Below are 16,875 nucleotides of genomic sequence, written 5' to 3'. Positions count from 1 at the left end.
ATTGTAATCAAATAATGGTTAATTTATAATTACAAAATTTAAATTGCTCTAAGCTTTGTAAAAAGTTTTTTCTATTTTTTTTCTTATACAACAACTCATCTGTTTTTCTTTGTTATTTGGACTTATAATTCCTATAATATGCGGATTTGAATATATTTTGTTTTTTTCAAATTTTTGTTTTTCTAACCAATCAAAAAATATAGTTTGTAAATCAAGATTCAGTTCTAAAAAATCAACTTCAAGAGTTACAATATTTTCAAACTCCTTTGGCAAAACTTTTGGTTTATTTCCAAAATAATAAAAATGAGTTGAAAGTAAAACATTTTTCCCAGCTAAATCCATCTCTTTTGTACAACGACTATAAACACTTGGACGAAGTATCACATTATCTTGTGAAAAATCATAAACACTATCGCCCATTTGTTTTTTTATATTTTTGCTAGTTTTATCTGGGATTTTTGTACTTAAATTCTCTTTTGTATAAATATCATATTCTTTCATAGTTTTAACAGTTGTGATTTTCATAGTGTAGATTAGTTTAAATTCAGGGCTTAATCCAACAATCCAATCACCTATTTTTGCAATCTTCCTAAGGTTTGGTTTACAAATAGCCAAAGAACAAACTCCACCATAAGGATTTGGTGCAGCACCATCATCAACTGGAACTATGTAAGCATATATATTCATATTACTTCTTGATTTTTAGATATTAGATAATATCAAATCTTGCTATTTTTGCCTAAAATAAAAAGTATAATTTTTCGCCAAATGAAAATAAATTTATAAAGAAGATTTGAAAAAAGATTGTCATAGCGAAAGAAAAAATGAAGTTTTCCTAAAAGAGTAGTTTTATCAACAGCACTATTTAAAAATGCCAAAGCCTTTGCACCTTGAAAACTGTCGTTTTTATAAACTACAATAAAACCATCGTTTATGTTTAGGTTTCCACAAAGAAGTGATCCGGCTACACTAAATCATACTTAGAATTTAAAAACTTCTAAGTTAAAATAATAAGTATGAAAGAAGTAGAAAAAATGAGAAATAGTAAATATACTAAAGAGTTTAGAGATGAGACTGTTCACTTAATTTTGAATAGTAAAAAGTCAGCAATGCAAATTGCAGCATAGAACGTAGCGTTAGCAAGAAAAGATCTTGGAATAAATGATAAAACAATTTATAATTGGATTAAAGTTTATAAAAAAGAGAATAATATAACAACTCCTATTGATGAAACTAAAAATCAATCTAAATCCTCACAACAAGAATTAGTGGCTGAACTAAAACAGCTACGAGCAGAGAATAAATTACTCAAACAAGAAAGAGATATTCTAAAAAAGGCAACAGCATACGCAGCATTTGAAACTCTATCAAAGTATGCTTGGATAAAAGAGCATAGAAAGAGTTTCAATATAAAACTTATGTGTAAAGTTTTTAAAGTTGATAAAAGTAGCTATTACAATTGGGTTAAAAATGGTTGTGTAATTCAAAAAGTTGATGAGAAACTTAATGAACTAATTGAAATAATATTTCTTCAATCAAGACAAACATATGGTACAAGAAGGATAAAAGATAAACTTCTTGAAAGATATGGTGTAATAGTTTCAAGAAGACGAATTAGAAATATTCTAAAACAATTAGGATTGTTTGTAAAAATGAAACGAAGATTTAAAGTTATGACAACAGATTCAAATCATAATTTACCAATAGCTCCCAATATTTTAAATAGAGATTTCTATGCTTCAAAAGTTGATGAAAAATATGTAGGCGATAGAAGTATTAATAAAAAGATATTAAATATATCTTTTTATTAATACGCGTTATATTCCAACAAGTGAAGGATGGTTGTATCTTGCAACAGTTATTGATTTATATTCAAGAAAAATAGTTGGTTGGAGTATGGATGAAACAATGAAAGTTTCACTTGTAAATGATGCTTTAAAGATGGCTCTTATTTCAAGAAATCCAGAAAAAGGACTAATTTGGCATACAGATAGAGGAAGTCAATATGCTTCTTATGAACATAAAGATTTACTCAAAAGACATGGAATAATTCAAAGTATGAGTCGAAAAGGGAATTGTCATGATAATGCAGTTGCAGAAAGTTTTTTCCATACATTAAAAACAGAATTAATCCATCATGAAATTTATCATACAAAAGAACAAGCAAAAAGATCAATATTTGAATATATAGAAGTGTTTTATAATAGAGAAAGAAGTCATAGTGCAAATAACAATTTATCACCAGTAGAGTTTGAAGAAAAACAAAAATTGTTACAAAAAGAAATTGCTGCTTAGGGATTATAATTTCTGAGTATGTTTTAGGGTTGACAGATCAGATTTGGGCGTACATATTTGAGGCTATATCTGAGATTCTTGGAGCTACTTTTGAGTTTAGTTTTGTTTTGAACTCTGCTAGGCTTATTTTGATTTTTTCGTAGTCGTTTAGGTCATCTTTTTTTGTTTGTACTTTTGATAGTTGTATTTCGTTGTTATTTAGGCTCTCTTGGATTGTTTTGATTTGACCTTGGATTGTGGCTATTTTTACTTTTAGTTCATTTATAACTGCTGTTAGGCTATCTTTTTTGGCTTGTACCTCATCGTATTGTTTTATTTTTTCTTGGTGTTTTACCTCATCGTAGTTTATGGCTTGAAATTCTAGGTCTTTTTGTAGAAGTTCTAGGTTGTATTTGTCTTGGTTTTGAATTGAAGTTTGTAGTTCTTCTTTTATACTATCTACTCTTTTTAGCATAGTCTCAAGACTAAGTACATATTCGTATTTTGTTTTTAGCTCTTTTTGTTTTAAAAGTAGTTGTTCATGTATAGTGTTATCGTATGAGTAGATTTCTAGTTTTGCTAGTTCTGCTTTATTTTTAACACCTTTTTGTGTCACTTTTTCAAAATGCTCTTTTTGGATTGTTAAGTCTCTGTTTTTACTCTCTATTAGATTTATAGCTTTTGATAGTTCGAAGTGTTCTTTTATATATGCTTTTTGAGACTCTTCTATTTGCTCTTTGTTTTTTTGTATCTCTTCTATGTTTATAGTGGCTTTATCAATTTTCTCTTTTTGTGTTGTTTTTACTATATGTTCTAAAGATAGTATTACATTATCATACTCATCTAAAAGAGGTCTTGTACAAGTTGGACAGTTTGACTCTCTTCCTAGATTTGTTATATTTTCTATCTTTTTTGAAATATCACTTATTAGCTTTTGTTCCCCTGCTATTTCTTGAAGTAATGCTTTTTCTTTTGTTTGTATTTGTATAAGGGTTTGTTTTATACTCTTACTTCAAGGGCTTTTTCTTTTTCTACTAGCTCTTTATGCTCTTTTGTTTCAAACTCTAAAAGGATTATTGTATCTTTTACTTTTTTGTATTGATCTCTCAGTTCATTTTGCTCTAGGAGTAATCCCTCTTTTCTTATATGAAACTCTTTTAGTTTCTCTTGCTCTTTTATACTCTCATGTAAGCTTATATACTCTTGTTTTACACTTTGTAATCCTCTAAGCTCTTCTTGTTTAACTTTTAGATTATTTAGTTCATTTGAGAGCTTATCTTGATTTATTTGGTGAGATTTAATACTATTTTTTAGAAGTTCACATCTTGCGTGTAGGTTTTGTTTTTGCTCTTTTGTTTTTGTATATAGTTCTAACTCTTGTTTTATAGTTTGTTCTTGTGTTTTTGTATTATCTAAAAGTGTTGTTCTTGTGCTTATATCTTTTTGTAAAAGTTCACTTTGATTTGTGTATTCTACTATATGCTCTTTTTTAATACTTATATCTTCAGCACTTAATAATACTTCTGCAAAAGCACTTATTTCTCGTTTTAGTTCACGGCTTTTTTCTATTAGCTCTTTTTCTACAAAATCAATCTTTTCAAGTCCTAGAAGTTTTCTTATCATCTTCTTTCGCTCTTCTGGTTTACTATTACTTAAACTTGTTAGTTCCTTTTGACTGGCAAATAGTGTATGTACAAAAGCATCTTTACTCATCTTAGTTAGGTTTACTATACTTGTAGTTACTTCTTTTGCTCCTGTTGTTATAAGCTCAAAGTTTTTATATAGTTTGGCATTAGCAGTTAGTGTTTTTCCTCTAAACTCTCTTATTATTTTATACTCTGTTGTGTCAAACTCAAAATCAAGTTCTACAATAACTGCATCTTTTGAAGAGGCATTTGAGTTTCTTACTACTTCTTTATCACCTTTGCTTTTTAGTTCTCCATATAGGGCAAATAAAATAGCTTCAAAAATAGTTGATTTTCCAGCGCCGTTTTTTCCTATGATTCCTATAAGTCCTGATTCAAAGGCTATTTCAAAATTTGTGTATTTTTTGAAGTTTTCTAGTTTTAGATTAGTTAGTATCATAACTTAACTCCTCATACTTAGAAAATAGTTCTTGAATTTTTGGTTTTAGTCTTTCATACTCCAACTCTTTACTTTCTTCTTTTATGTGTTCTAAAAACCCCTCTTCTAGTGATATGGCTTCTAGGTTTTGTAAGTTTTGGTTAATATCACTTTTTTTGAACTCTCTTTTTACACTCACACTCATAGAGTTTGGAAATAAATCTTTGATTTGTTTATTTGAAATATCTATTGAACCAAGTGGCGTAAGATTTTTTAGTTTCACTTCTACAATGGCATTTATACAATCACTAATATCCAAACTCTCAATAGAAGTTTCGTAATCCTCACAATCTATCTCTTTTTGTCGTATAGCTCTTATGTTTATCTCTTTATACTCTATTGTTAAACTCTCATTTATAGTTGCTACAATAAAACCCTTTGAATTTCGTTTATCATTTAGACTTGTTCGCTCTAAACTTCCACTGTAATAAACATTTTCATATTTACCAACAGAGCTAAATCCATGCCAATGCCCAAGTGCTACATAATTCATTTTAGAAAAGATATACTCTTTATTAGATGGATATACCCATTCTCCAAACTCTTGCATCAAATACCAAGCTCCAACGCTACAATGCATCATCATAATATTTTTTTTAGATTCATTTATATTTGCTTCACAAAGTTCTATTTGAGTCAAAGCTTTTGTATCATCATTTAGATGAGGTAAAGTATGAAAGATTACATCATCAAACTCTATTTTTTTATACTCTTGATTATACGAAACAAAGATATTTTTAAAATTCTCAAAAATACGCAAAATTGGTGAGCTGAGGTTTGTTCGAGGAGTTGAGTGATTTCCAGCTATTAAAATACATGGAATATCCAAAGAGTCAATTTCTAAAAACTTCTCTAAAGCAAAAGTGATTGCCCTATTACTTGGACTACTTCTATGAAATAAATCGCCAGTATGGATTATATAATCTGGTTTGATTATTTTGATTTGTTCAACTATTTGGGAAAAAGCATCATAAAAGTCTGCTTCTCTTTGATTTATGTTTTCACTGTTTATTATATCTAGGTCATTAAAACCTAGATGAGTATCGCTAAAATGTAGAATTTTCAAAGTTTAATCTTTTTGTTTTATTTTTATAAAATATTATAACAAACAAATAAGGCAAAAATAACTTTTTTATTAAATCAATTTATATTCTATTGGTATTTGAATTTCGATACTTTGATTTGTTTTAGGAAAATCTTTAGAAGCTTCTTCGATAGCTTCTATTGTTGCACTTTGTAAAAACTTATGTCCATCAATAATTGTAATATTTTCTATAGTTCCATCTTCATTGATTTTGAATCTAACAGTTACAATTCCTTCAATAGATAACTTTTTAGCTTTTAAAGGATATTTTACATTTTTATTTATTAGGCTTCTAATTTGTGCTAAATGCTTATCTAAATACTCCTTTTTTTCATCAAGAAGAGGCTTTGGTGGAAGTTTATTTTCACTTACTGGTGCTTTTTCTTCTATTTTATTGGAAACTTGTTCTTGGATTTTTTTAGTAGGTTCAGACTCTTGTTTTTCTACTACTTTTTTTTCTGTGATTTTCTTTTCAATCTCTTTTTTTTCAACTTTTTTGGGAGTTATAGGTTTTGGAGTTTCTACTATTTTTTCTTCTTTTACAATCTCTTTTGTTTGAGGTTCTGGCTCTTTTTTTTCTTCTTTTATTTCTGGTTTTAACTCTATATGATTTAAAGATATTAGTTTTGTTTCTTCTGCTTTTTTTATAAAAACTTTATCATTTGCCATTAAATAAAAAAGGCAAACAGCAAAAAAAGCATAAAATGAAATTGCAATAAAAAAAGAACTAAAATATCTTCTCATTTTTTGGTCACTATTGAGATATTTGAGTATTCGTATTGTTTTAACATATCTAAAACAGATACAAAAGTCTCAAATTTTGCATTTTTATCACTATTTACATGAATTGGTGTATCTTTTGGAAATTGTAAAATATGTTCTTTTATATTATCTAAACCCTCTATAAGATTATTACAATAAAAAGTTCCATCTTCTTTAATTACGATTATTATCTCTTTATTTGCTTTTAAAGTATCCGCATTTGAAGCTTGTGGAAGTGCTATTGGAATTATCCCTTTTGATATAAAAGTTGATGTCATTAAAACAATTGCCAAAAGTACAAGTAATACATCAATAAATGGTATTACATTTATTGAATCATACTTCTTCAGTTTCATATTTACTCTCTAAAACTTCTGCGTATCTGCCTAAAATATTATAAAAAATTTGAGATGCAATAGCAACTACAAGTCCAACAGCTGTTGCTTTTAAAGCAAGTGCCAAAGAACTCATGATTTTAGCTGCATCAATATCACCATTACTCATAGTCATAAAAGTCAGCATAATAGCTATTACCGTTCCTAATAATCCAATATATGGAGAGTTTGAAGCAATAGTTCCAATAATTGTTAAATGTTTTGTTAAAGCAATATCCAAAGATTTTTTATTTTTAAAACTTGTAACATCTAAATTCTTATAAAAAATTATTCTTTCTATAAAAAACCAAAATGCAATAAAACTCATAAATACTAAAAGAGCGATTACTCCATAATCTACAAGATTTTTTAAAAACTCTATATTCATTTATTTAATCCTTTTTCTTAAATTGCTTCTTAAATACCATCTTATCAAACCTGTTATTAAAAGTATCAATAATAATACCGAAGCAAAATCATTTACCCAAACCCACCAAGGCGCAAAAAAACTTCCGTCATGTAGTGAATATAAAAAAGTGTATAAAGTTATATTATCAAATATTGGCAAAATTAAATTTTTATTATGAGATGAAAGATATTTTATATTTGTATTTTCAAAATAAATATCCGTAAACATATGTGGAGAATTTTCTAAAATATTCCATGTATTATTTATTAAAGTTCTATTTGATGAACCCATACCACTAACATATAAGATTTCATTTTTTCTTATCATTTTATAGGCAAAACCTTCTGAAACTAACTCAAAATTTGTTAAATCAGCACTTTTAAAAACTCCATATCTATTTCCAAGATAAAAATTTTTGCCATCAAAATCAGCTCCCCAAATATCACTTTTTAATGTTCTATAAACAGGAGGTAAATAATCCTTTGAAATGATTGTTTCTTTCATAAATTTATTTAAATCTTTTCCATGGTCAAGAAATATTCCAGTAATTAATAAAATAATTATAGGAATAATTGCTAAAATAGAAAAAATATTTGAATGTATTTTCACAAAATATTTAATACTGTTTTTATATTTATGACTCTTTTTGATATTTGCAATTAACCACCACAAAATAAAACCACTAAATCCTAAAATAATCAAAACAATAGTTGCAAAATCATTTATAAAAAGTGAAATATCTCCATCAAAAAGACCTCTTCCATAGTGTAAATCCCTTACAAATCTTGAAAGTGTAATATCACTATTTAATAACTCTTTAGGAATATTTATTCCACTATTTACTAAAATTGAATCATTGTTTAAATCAACTAAAATTACTTTTGTTTTATCTTCGACAGCTAATAATCTATCTTTGTATATGTTTAAAGATGTAATAATTTTTCCATCTAATAAATATTTATTCCAAATCGTACTTTTAAACTCTTTTTTGTAAAGTCCATTGCCCGTTGCAACATACAAAAAAGTATCATCATTTTTTATAGAATAAACAACTTCATCAAGAGTTTCTACAAAAGTTTTTCCTTGATCAAAACTTTCATAAACTCCCCTTGTTCCTCCTGTAATTATATGATTTTCATCATTTTGATTTATCAAATAAGAAGTAAAATTCTTATTATTTGACTTATATAACTCCAAAGGAACATTTTGTAAAGTTATATTATGTAAAAACTTCCAATTATCATGGTTTAAAAATAAACCCGTAATTGAAAGAATCAAAATAATAACTCCTGCTGTTAAACCTGAAATTTTATGTAGTTTTCTATTTGTCATTATTTTCTACTAAAATTTATAATTAAGACCTGAATAATATGCTCTTGGACTTCCAGGAGTATAACTATCAGACCAACCGCTAGAAGCGCTTATTGCGTATTCTTTATCTGCAATATTTGTAATTTTCCCAAAGAAAGATAAATTTTTTGAAATGTTATATGTTGCTTTAAAATTTCCTATTTCATAACCTGTATATTTTTTTGTATTTTCATCATTCATATAATAATCTCCAACATATTGGATTTCACCCATTAATGTTAATTTTTTCATAAAATATGGATTGTAAAATAATCTAAAATTCCCAGTATGATTTGGAGCTTCTGCCATTTCATTGTCATTAAAAGTATCATCATTTACAAAATTATGTTTACTATAACTATATGCAACTTTTGAAGAAATATCATCCGTTAAGTTTGAAAATAGAGTTAATTCAACTCCTTTGTGTTCTGATTTTCCAGCATTTAAGTAATAACTATCCCCAAAAGAATCTTTTTTACTAGCGATTGTGTCTTTGATATTCATAAAATATACATTAGATTCAATATAAGCTTTTTCGTACTCTTTTTTTACTCCTACTTCATAAGTATTTGTAGTTTCAGGATTTAATTCAACTTCTTTAAATCCTGCTTTCATAGAATATAATCTAGTTGCAGAAGGAATTGTAAATCCATTTGCATATCTTGTATATAAAGTTGTTGATTCATCTAATTTATAAGTTAATGAAGCTTTTGGACTAAAGTGTGTAAAACTATCTTTTTTATCACCTGGTCTATAATATACCCCAGATGAATCATTTCCTGTTGAAAGATTATTAGTATAATCAAATTTATTATAATCATATCTAGCACCTACAACAAAATCTAACTTATCAGTTATTTCCCATTTGTTATTTATATATGGAGCAATTGCTGAATATGTTACATCATAATCATAAATTGAACCTTTAGTATAAGTTTTTCCACTAGCTGTTGTATTAAAATCTTGATTATAAACTAAAGATGAATCTGTATATTCTGTATCAAAACCAAAAATAACTTCTCCATAACTCGTATCTAAAGTATTTCTTTGAAGTAATCCAAGTGTATATATTTTATTATCATTTGAAGGAAGATTTTTTTCCCAAGTTGCGACATATCTATTTTCGTTATATCGAATATATGGAGTTAAAACTACTTCTAAATTATCATTTGAATAATTCGCCCAATCAACACTAAGTCTTGCAAAATCAAATTGTCTTCTAATATCAGTATTTCTTAAAGCTGTGTAATAAGAAGCCTTATCACTAGACTCTTTTGAAGCAGTTGTAATATATGAATAATCACTAAAACCATCCGCTTGTTCAGCATCTGTTTTACTAAAGTTGAATATAGTTTTTAGAATATTTTCATCATTATATTTATAATCATGTCTAAGATTTGTTTCTATTCTATCATAAGAAGTATGTTCTCGATATCCTTCTTCTGAAGTGTAACTAGCATTTGCTCTATATGCAGAATTTTCATCTATTGTATCACTAACTTCTGTTTTTACAGAATAGTGACCAAAACTTCCAACATTTGATTTTATTTCCCTTTCAAGAGTTTTTGAAGGCTTTTCTAATGAATTTACATTAATAGTTGCAGCAACAGCATCAGAACCATATAAAGCACTTCCTGCCCCTTTTAGAACTTCAACATTATCTGCTGTTTCGTAACTTGTATAAGCTAAACCATTGTGATTAAAAAATCCAGAAGATTGAACTGCAATTCCATCTTGCATAAATAAATAATATCCACTTGTACCATTTGGCATACGAATTGCTGTTGTATGTCCAATACCTGAACTTGTTTGTTCAATTCTAACACCTGAAAGAGAATTTAATAAATCTTTTTGATAAATAACTTGGTCTAAGTCTATTTCATTTTTATCTTTTTTTGAAATACTATTTGCAAGGGTGAGATTTTGTTCTTCTTGTTTAGTTTCAGTTACACTTATTTGATTTAACTCAACTATTGAATCTTGAGCTAAAAGAGATGTGCAAAGGGTAATACATAGGATAATTTTATTTTTCATTCTATTCCTTAAAATCAATTTATGGAATAATAGAATGTATCTGTTAATTTTCTATTAATTAATCTTTATTTTATGGTTTAAAGCATTTTTTTGTTCTTCAACACTAAAAAAACTCCAAGCTACAACTCTTGTTATTTTTTGTCCGCAAGACATATCTATAGTTTTTATCTCTTTAACATTTATCTCTTCTAATTTTTTATAAATCAAAGGTAAATTCTCTTTTTTTGAAACCAATGTTGTAAACCAAAGAACATTGTTTTTAAACTCTAAACTCTCTTTTATCATATTTGTTATAAAAGCTATTTCGCCACCTTTGCACCAAAGTTCATTGTTTTTTCCACCAAAATTTAAAGCACTTTTTGTAGTTTTTTGTTTTGTTAGGTTCTGAACTTTTCTTTTATTTCCATCCATTGCATCTTTTAAAGATTTATGAAAAGGTGGATTACAAAGTGTAAAATCATAAAAATCATCTGCCTTTATGATTCCAGTAAAGATATTTTCAGGATTTGTTTGCAGTTTGCATTCTATTTTTTCTTTTAAAATTTCATTTGAATTTACTATATTTTCAACAGATTTTATAGACTCTATTTCAATATCACTTCCTAGAAAATTCCAATCATAAACACTTGCACCAATAATTGCATAAATACCATTTGCTCCAATTCCAACATCCAAACCAATTACCGCTTTTCCTTTGGGAATAACACCATTATTACAACTTGCAAGTAAATCAGCAATATGATGAATATAATCAGCACGACCAGGAATTGGTGGACATAAATATCCATTTGGAATAGCATAATTTTTTATTCCATAAAAGTGAGCTAATAAAGCTTTATTTAGTGAAATTACAGCTTGGGGATTTGCAAAATCAATAGATAAATCTCCATATTTATTTGGTTTTACAAACTCTTGTAAATCAGGATTAGTTTTTATAAGTGCTTTAAAATCATATCTATCATTATGAAAATTTCGCGAGTGAAGTGTTTTTGACATAATTTTTCTTTTTTATAGATTTGTAAAAGTAAGCAGTGCTTTTGCAATAATTCTTGTTTCTTCTTTTTTATAAACTAAATGAGAAAAATCTGGATTTATAGATACAAAATACTCTTCTTTATCTATTATTTTTGCTTTTTTAATCCACATTTTTTCATCTTTATAAACTAAAAAAATAGCTTCATCTTCAAACTCTTTTTGTGATAAATCAGCCACAACCAAAGCTTTATGACTAATTAATGGTTGCATTGATTTTCCATCTACTTGCGTAACAAAAAGAGAAGTTAGATTATAAGAAGTTTGTAATAATTCTTTTGAGAATTCCAACTCTTTTTTTTGAATTTTTCCAGCTATTTCTTGGTGATATTCTAGTTTTATTGTATTCATTTGATTATATTTTTAAGATTTAAATTAAATCTATTTCCTTTTTCTAAAGTATCAATATTTATAGCAATTTTGTTTTTATCACAAAACTCTTTTACCATGGCTAGTCCTAAACCAAAACCATCTTTTGTTGAGTCTTCTTGAAAATATTTATCAAAAACTATAAAAAGATTTTTTGTATCTATTTGTTCGCCTGTGTTAAAAATGCTTAAAATAGAGTTTTTATAACTTATTTCTACAAAGGGATTATCTTTTACATTGTATTTTATTGCATTTGATATTAGATTATCCATTGTTTTTTCAAAGCCATTTATATCAGATAAAACAAGAACATTTGGAATATTTACCACAATTTTTGTATCTTTTTTTATATCATCAAATTTATCACAAGATTTAAAGATTATTTCATCCAAATAAAACTCTTGTTTGTCTATTTTATCTATCTCTTTTTTAAGATTATATTCCATATTTTCATATAGTTTTAAAAGATTATTACTCGCTTGATTTATTCTTTCTAATCGTTTTATACTTTTTTCATCTGTTATTGTTTTTTGTAAAAGTTGAGTATTCATTTTGATAGTTGAAACTGGAATATTCAACTCGTGGATTGTCTCTTTTATACTTTGTTCCAATTTTTCATCACTTTTAAATAAAGGCTTTAAAACTGACATTGAAAAACTCAAAAAAATACCTAATCCAACGATCACCAAAGGCATAATAATATATACAAAATTTTCCTGATTTAAACCAAATAAAGAGATAAAAAAGTAATTTAAATATAAAATAATTATCAAAGAAAAAGTAAAAATTATTGAAATTGAAATTAAAAAATCTCTTTTTTTAGAATTCAATTTTATATCCTACACCTTTGATATTCAAAATCATATCTTTATCAAATAATTTTTTTATTTGATTAATATAAACTCGAATTGAACCTTCACTATATTCTTGATTTGTTGACCAAAGTTTAGAAATAATCATCTCTTTAGTCACAATTTCTCCCCTGTTTTCAACAAAAAGATCCATAAGTTCTAAAACTTTTACAGGAAGATTTAAATCAATTTCATTTTCATAAACTCTTTTATTAGCAGGGTTAAAAGAAAGTGTATTTGAGAGTTTTATAATATCAAATTGTTTTTTATTTCTTTTAAGAAGTGCTTTAATTCGTAAAAGTAATTCATCCAAATCAGCTGGTTTTTTTAAATAATCATCACAACCATTTAAAAAAGCAGTTTGTAAAGTATCTTTATCTTTGTATGAAGTTAAAAAAATAGAAGGAGTATTATCTCCTGAAGTTCGTAATTGCTCGAGTAGTTCTAAACCATTTATTTTAGGAACATTTATATCAAAAATATATAAATCATAGTTTTTTTTAAAATTAAAATCTAAACATTCTTCCCCATCAAAGGCAATATCAACTTCAAACCCTTCATCACATAAAAAGTCTTCAACAGTTGAAGCAAAAAGTTCATCATCTTCTAAAACTAAAATTTTGTACAAAGATAGCCTTTTGGGTTGAGTATATAAAATAAGAGTTAATTTTTTGTTAAATTAACTCTTATTTAAAATCTTTAAAGTTTTGTCGTAAAGCTTCATAAGCTACAATCGAAACAGAGTTTGCGATATTTAAGCTTCTAGCTTCATTTGTCATAGGAATAGTAATACAAGTTTTTGGGCTTTTATCTAAGATAGATTGTGGAAGTCCAGCATCTTCTCTTCCAAAATAAAAATAATCCCCTACTTCATAACTTGCTTCAAAATAAACTTGTTTTGTTTTTGTAGTTGCTAAAAAATGTCTATCATTAAATGGATTTTTTGCCCAAAAATCTTCGATATTTTCATATTCTCGAACATCTAATTCAAACCAATAATCAAGCCCTGCTCTTCGCACTTCTTTTTCTGTAATTTCACCAAAACCATAAGGTTTGATTAGATGAAGTGTACAGTTAAGTGCAAAGGCCAACCTTCCGATAGTTCCAACATTTCCAGGGATTCTTGGTTCTAATAAAACTATATTAAACATTATAAAATTACCGTTTTATTTCCATGAACAAAAACTCTATCATGTAATAACATTTCAAAAGCATTTGAAAGTACGATTTTTTCTACATTTCTTCCTGCATTTCGCATATCTTCCCAAGAATAACTATGATCAACTCTTACCACATCTTGGAATATAATCGGACCTTCATCTAAATCACTTGTAACATAATGGGCAGTTGCTCCAATAATCTTAACACCTCTTTCGTGTGCTTGTTTATATGGATTTGCTCCTATGAATGCTGGTAAAAATGAGTGATGAATATTTAAAACTTTTTTAGGGAAAGCATCTACAAATTTTGGAGTTAAAATTCTCATATATTTTGCAAGAACAATTAATTCAGGCTCATATTCATTGATTTTAGCAATCATTTTATCTTCATGTTCTTCTCGGCTCATTCCATCTGCACTAATACATGTAAAAGGAATATTGAACTTCTCAACTAAATCTTTTAAGTGGTCATGGTTTGCAATAACTGCTTTGATATTTGCATTTAATTCACCTGCAATATATCTAATTAATAAATCACCTAAAACATGAAACTCTTTAGTTGCTAAAATAACAACATCTTTTTTCTCTTTTTTGTTTAGTTTGATTGAAGCGCCATCGGGTAAAACTTCTGTTAACTCTTTTAATAATATATTTTTAGAAACTTTTCCAGAAACTATACTTCTCATAAAAAACTTTTTTGTATCTGGATCAACATATTCAGCATTTTGCTCGATGTTTAAGTTGTTTGCAAAAAGAACTTTTGAGATGTTATAAACAAGTCCTTTTGAATCTTCTGTGTCAATTAAAAGTATATACTCTTCCATTTTTATCCTATTTATTATTAAAACTTAAATTTTTAAAGCCCCAATAATAACATTTTATTAATTAATAGATAATTTTATTATCCCAGCAAATCTGCCTGTTTGGGGATTTTTTCTAAAAGAGAAAAATGGTTCATCTGAACATTTTGTACAAATTTCTGAAATTCTTATATGTCTGATTCCAACTTCTTCTAAAAGTTTTACGTTAATTCCATGTAAATCTATGTTGTTTCCTTTACAAAATTTCTCTCCAAATGATGTTTTAACAATATTTACTAATTCATCACTTACTTCATAACAACACGTATGAATACTTGGACCCATAATTACTTTTATATTATTTGCATTACAACCTAACTCATTTATCATTTTATTTGCAGTTATTTGTGCGATTTTCAAAAAAGTTGAGTTTCTTCCAGCATGAACAGCCGCAATTACACCTTGTATCTCATCAAAAAACAAAATAGGAATACAATCAGCCACCATAACCATAAGTGGTAATTCTTTCTCTTTAGTGATTAATCCATCACAATTTTCAATAAGTTTTGGTGAATTAATGTCTACTATTTGAACATTGTTTCCATGAACTTGGTTCATATAAACTAAATCTTCATTTTTATACTCCATTAATAAAGCAACTGCTTCTCTGTTTTTATCCACATTTTCTTTTATATCAGGCACATGATAAGCTAAATTTCCATCGTGAGAAGTTGTAAAATAGTATTTAATTTGATTCATAATTTCATCTTTATTAGGTTTTGCTATAATTTAGCAAAATATTAATGATTTTTTGTTTAAGGATAAAAGTTGAATAGATTTGATGAATCAGCAAAAACTTGGGATACAAAACCTTCAAGTTTAAATATTGCAAAAGCTTGTGTAAATAATATAAAAGAAGAAATAAACCTAAAAAATGATGCAAAAATACTTGATTATGGTTGTGGAACTGGACTTGTGGCATTTAGTTTAAGTACTGAAACAAATGAAGTTATAGGAATGGACAACTCAAACGGAATGGTTGAAGAGTTCAATAAAAAAGCAAATGAACTAAACTACTCAAATATAAAAGCAATTAAACACAATATAAATCAAGAAGATTTACCTAAAAATGAGTTTGATTTAATAGCTATTAGTATGACTTTACACCATATAGAAAACATAAAAATGTTTGTAAAAAAATCTTTTGAATCATTAAGAGAAAATGGTTTTTTATGTATAAATGATTTAGACAAAGAAGATGGAACTTTTCATAAAAAACACAATAATGACGGTATTTTTCATTTTGGTTTTGATAAAAATGAATTAATAACTATAGTAAAAGATGTAGGCTTTAAAATAACCGATTATAAAATCGTTCATACTGAAAAAAGAGAAGATAGAGAATTTCCTATTTTCAATCTAATAGCACAAAAATAAAAGGTAAAAAATGAAAGAAAAATTTGCGATATTTGGAAATCCAGTTGCTCACTCAAAATCACCACAAATGCAAAATGCAGGATTAAATCATATAAATTTCGATGGAAATTATGAAAAATATCACTTAGAAAATGGAAATGAAATAAAAGAAGTTTTTCTAAAAAACAACTACAAAGGTGCAAATATTACAGTTCCCCACAAAGAATTTGCTTATGAAAATGCAGATGTTGTAAGAGGTCTAGCAAAAGAGATAAAAGCCGTAAATACTTACATTTTAGAAGATGGCAAAGTAATAGCTTATAATACAGATGCACCAGGATTTTTAAAAGCAATTGAGAGTTTTGGAACTATTAAAAATGTTTTACTTTTAGGAGCAGGAGGAACAGCAAAAGCAATCGCCCTAGCCTTAAAATCGAAAAATATAAATGTAACTGTGTTAAATAGAAGTGAGGGAAAACTGGAATTTTTCAAAGAACATCAAATTCCATGCTTTTCATGGGGAAATTTTGAGCCTACAAAATATGACCTAATAGTAAACTCAACAAGTGCTGGATTAAAAGATGAATATTTACCTTGTGATAAAAAGATTTTAAAAACAGTTTTAAAAGATGCTTCTTTTGCCTTTGATTGTGTTTATGGCAAAATCACACCTTTTTTAGCATTAGCTAAAGAAAATGGACTTGAAATAAAAGATGGTGAAGATATGCTTTTATATCAAGGCGTTTTAGCATTTGAGTATTTTACTGATACAAAAGCCAATGAAAGTTTGGTGAAAACAATGAGAAAAGGTTTAAAAGGAGAGTAATTTTTCCTTT

At 27.0% G+C, this 16,875-nt stretch carries 19 protein-coding genes and 1 pseudogene; 4 read left to right on the top strand and 16 right to left on the bottom strand.

What is annotated here, in order from left to right:
* Nucleotides 1-48 precede the first annotated feature (48 nt).
* Nucleotides 49-687, bottom strand: a complete 639-nt coding sequence (locus ASUIS_RS06650) for an Nmad2 family putative nucleotide modification protein (RefSeq protein WP_118886285.1) — start codon at nucleotides 685-687, stop codon at nucleotides 49-51.
* 461 nt (nucleotides 688-1,148) lie between these two features.
* Here ASUIS_RS06650 and ASUIS_RS13940 point away from each other — a divergent pair.
* Together ASUIS_RS13940 and ASUIS_RS13935 are read left to right on the top strand one after the other, a co-directional pair.
* A pseudogene (locus ASUIS_RS13940) lies at nucleotides 1,149-1,811 on the top strand (IS3 family transposase); the annotation flags it as partial.
* Complete coding sequence (locus ASUIS_RS13935; protein ID WP_118885941.1) at nucleotides 1,795-2,295, top strand: IS3 family transposase; 501 nt, start codon at nucleotides 1,795-1,797, stop codon at nucleotides 2,293-2,295. The pseudogene ASUIS_RS13940 and the gene ASUIS_RS13935, both read left to right, overlap by 17 nt.
* 37 nt (nucleotides 2,296-2,332) lie before the next feature.
* On the opposite strand, the gene ASUIS_RS06630 is transcribed toward ASUIS_RS13935, so the two are convergent.
* From ASUIS_RS06630 to pgeF, 15 genes are all read right to left on the bottom strand, one after another.
* Nucleotides 2,333-2,890, bottom strand: coding sequence for a hypothetical protein (locus ASUIS_RS06630; protein WP_118886284.1), 558 nt, complete (start codon nucleotides 2,888-2,890; stop codon nucleotides 2,333-2,335).
* 383 nt (nucleotides 2,891-3,273) lie between these two features.
* Nucleotides 3,274-4,359: an AAA family ATPase gene (locus ASUIS_RS06625; protein WP_118886283.1), complete on the bottom strand. Its 1,086-nt coding sequence runs from the start codon at nucleotides 4,357-4,359 to the stop codon at nucleotides 3,274-3,276.
* Nucleotides 4,346-5,464 carry a metallophosphoesterase family protein gene (locus ASUIS_RS06620; protein WP_118886282.1) on the bottom strand — a complete coding sequence of 373 codons (1,119 nt, stop codon included), beginning with the start codon at nucleotides 5,462-5,464 and terminating at the stop codon, nucleotides 4,346-4,348. Before ASUIS_RS06620 ends, ASUIS_RS06625 begins: the two co-directional genes overlap by 14 nt.
* A gap of 69 nt (nucleotides 5,465-5,533) precedes the next feature.
* The gene (locus ASUIS_RS06615; protein WP_118886281.1) at nucleotides 5,534-6,226 is read right to left on the bottom strand and encodes an energy transducer TonB; all 693 of its coding nucleotides are present in this window, start codon (nucleotides 6,224-6,226) and stop codon (nucleotides 5,534-5,536) included.
* On the bottom strand, nucleotides 6,223-6,600 hold the full coding sequence (exbD, locus tag ASUIS_RS06610; protein WP_118886280.1) for a TonB system transport protein ExbD: 378 nt from the start codon (nucleotides 6,598-6,600) through the stop codon (nucleotides 6,223-6,225). Before exbD ends, ASUIS_RS06615 begins: the two co-directional genes overlap by 4 nt.
* Nucleotides 6,581-7,006 (bottom strand): TonB-system energizer ExbB, encoded by a 426-nt coding sequence (gene exbB / locus ASUIS_RS06605; RefSeq protein WP_118886279.1) that lies wholly within the window; start codon nucleotides 7,004-7,006, stop codon nucleotides 6,581-6,583. The genes exbD and exbB overlap by 20 nt, the downstream gene beginning before the upstream one ends.
* Complete coding sequence (locus tag ASUIS_RS06600) at nucleotides 7,007-8,359, bottom strand: PepSY domain-containing protein (protein WP_118886278.1); 1,353 nt, start codon at nucleotides 8,357-8,359, stop codon at nucleotides 7,007-7,009.
* A 9-nt stretch (nucleotides 8,360-8,368) separates the two neighbouring features.
* Nucleotides 8,369-10,411 carry a TonB-dependent receptor gene (locus ASUIS_RS06595; RefSeq protein WP_118886277.1) on the bottom strand — a complete coding sequence of 681 codons (2,043 nt, stop codon included), beginning with the start codon at nucleotides 10,409-10,411 and terminating at the stop codon, nucleotides 8,369-8,371.
* 54 nt (nucleotides 10,412-10,465) lie between these two features.
* Complete coding sequence (gene rlmF / locus ASUIS_RS06590) at nucleotides 10,466-11,407, bottom strand: 23S rRNA (adenine(1618)-N(6))-methyltransferase RlmF (protein WP_118886276.1); 942 nt, start codon at nucleotides 11,405-11,407, stop codon at nucleotides 10,466-10,468.
* A gap of 12 nt (nucleotides 11,408-11,419) precedes the next feature.
* A complete protein-coding gene (locus tag ASUIS_RS06585) occupies nucleotides 11,420-11,794 on the bottom strand; it encodes a S24 family peptidase (protein ID WP_118886275.1) in 375 nt (124 codons plus the stop codon).
* Complete coding sequence (locus ASUIS_RS06580; protein WP_118886274.1) at nucleotides 11,791-12,642, bottom strand: sensor histidine kinase; 852 nt, start codon at nucleotides 12,640-12,642, stop codon at nucleotides 11,791-11,793. Before ASUIS_RS06580 ends, ASUIS_RS06585 begins: the two co-directional genes overlap by 4 nt.
* A complete protein-coding gene (locus tag ASUIS_RS06575; protein WP_118886273.1) occupies nucleotides 12,632-13,291 on the bottom strand; it encodes a response regulator transcription factor in 660 nt (219 codons plus the stop codon). Before ASUIS_RS06575 ends, ASUIS_RS06580 begins: the two co-directional genes overlap by 11 nt.
* A 58-nt stretch (nucleotides 13,292-13,349) precedes the next feature.
* Nucleotides 13,350-13,814: a tRNA (cytidine(34)-2'-O)-methyltransferase gene (locus ASUIS_RS06570; RefSeq protein ID WP_118886272.1), complete on the bottom strand. Its 465-nt coding sequence runs from the start codon at nucleotides 13,812-13,814 to the stop codon at nucleotides 13,350-13,352.
* Nucleotides 13,814-14,647 (bottom strand): formyltetrahydrofolate deformylase, encoded by an 834-nt coding sequence (purU, locus tag ASUIS_RS06565; protein ID WP_118886271.1) that lies wholly within the window; start codon nucleotides 14,645-14,647, stop codon nucleotides 13,814-13,816. Before purU ends, ASUIS_RS06570 begins: the two co-directional genes overlap by 1 nt.
* 57 nt (nucleotides 14,648-14,704) lie before the next feature.
* Nucleotides 14,705-15,382: a peptidoglycan editing factor PgeF gene (pgeF, locus tag ASUIS_RS06560; RefSeq protein ID WP_118886270.1), complete on the bottom strand. Its 678-nt coding sequence runs from the start codon at nucleotides 15,380-15,382 to the stop codon at nucleotides 14,705-14,707.
* Nucleotides 15,383-15,451: 69 nt separating this feature from the next.
* On the opposite strand from pgeF, the gene ASUIS_RS06555 reads away from it, so the two are divergent.
* Both ASUIS_RS06555 and ASUIS_RS06550 read left to right on the top strand, forming a co-directional pair.
* Nucleotides 15,452-16,060 (top strand): class I SAM-dependent methyltransferase, encoded by a 609-nt coding sequence (locus ASUIS_RS06555; RefSeq protein ID WP_118886269.1) that lies wholly within the window; start codon nucleotides 15,452-15,454, stop codon nucleotides 16,058-16,060.
* A gap of 10 nt (nucleotides 16,061-16,070) precedes the next feature.
* A complete protein-coding gene (locus tag ASUIS_RS06550) occupies nucleotides 16,071-16,865 on the top strand; it encodes a shikimate dehydrogenase (protein WP_118886268.1) in 795 nt (264 codons plus the stop codon).
* The last annotated feature ends 10 nt before the right edge of the window (nucleotides 16,866-16,875 follow it).

The sequence above is a fragment of the Arcobacter suis CECT 7833 genome (assembly GCF_003544815.1).
In the GTDB taxonomy this organism is placed as follows: domain Bacteria; phylum Campylobacterota; class Campylobacteria; order Campylobacterales; family Arcobacteraceae; genus Aliarcobacter; species Aliarcobacter suis.
This window is presented reverse-complemented; position numbering and strand designations above follow the sequence as displayed.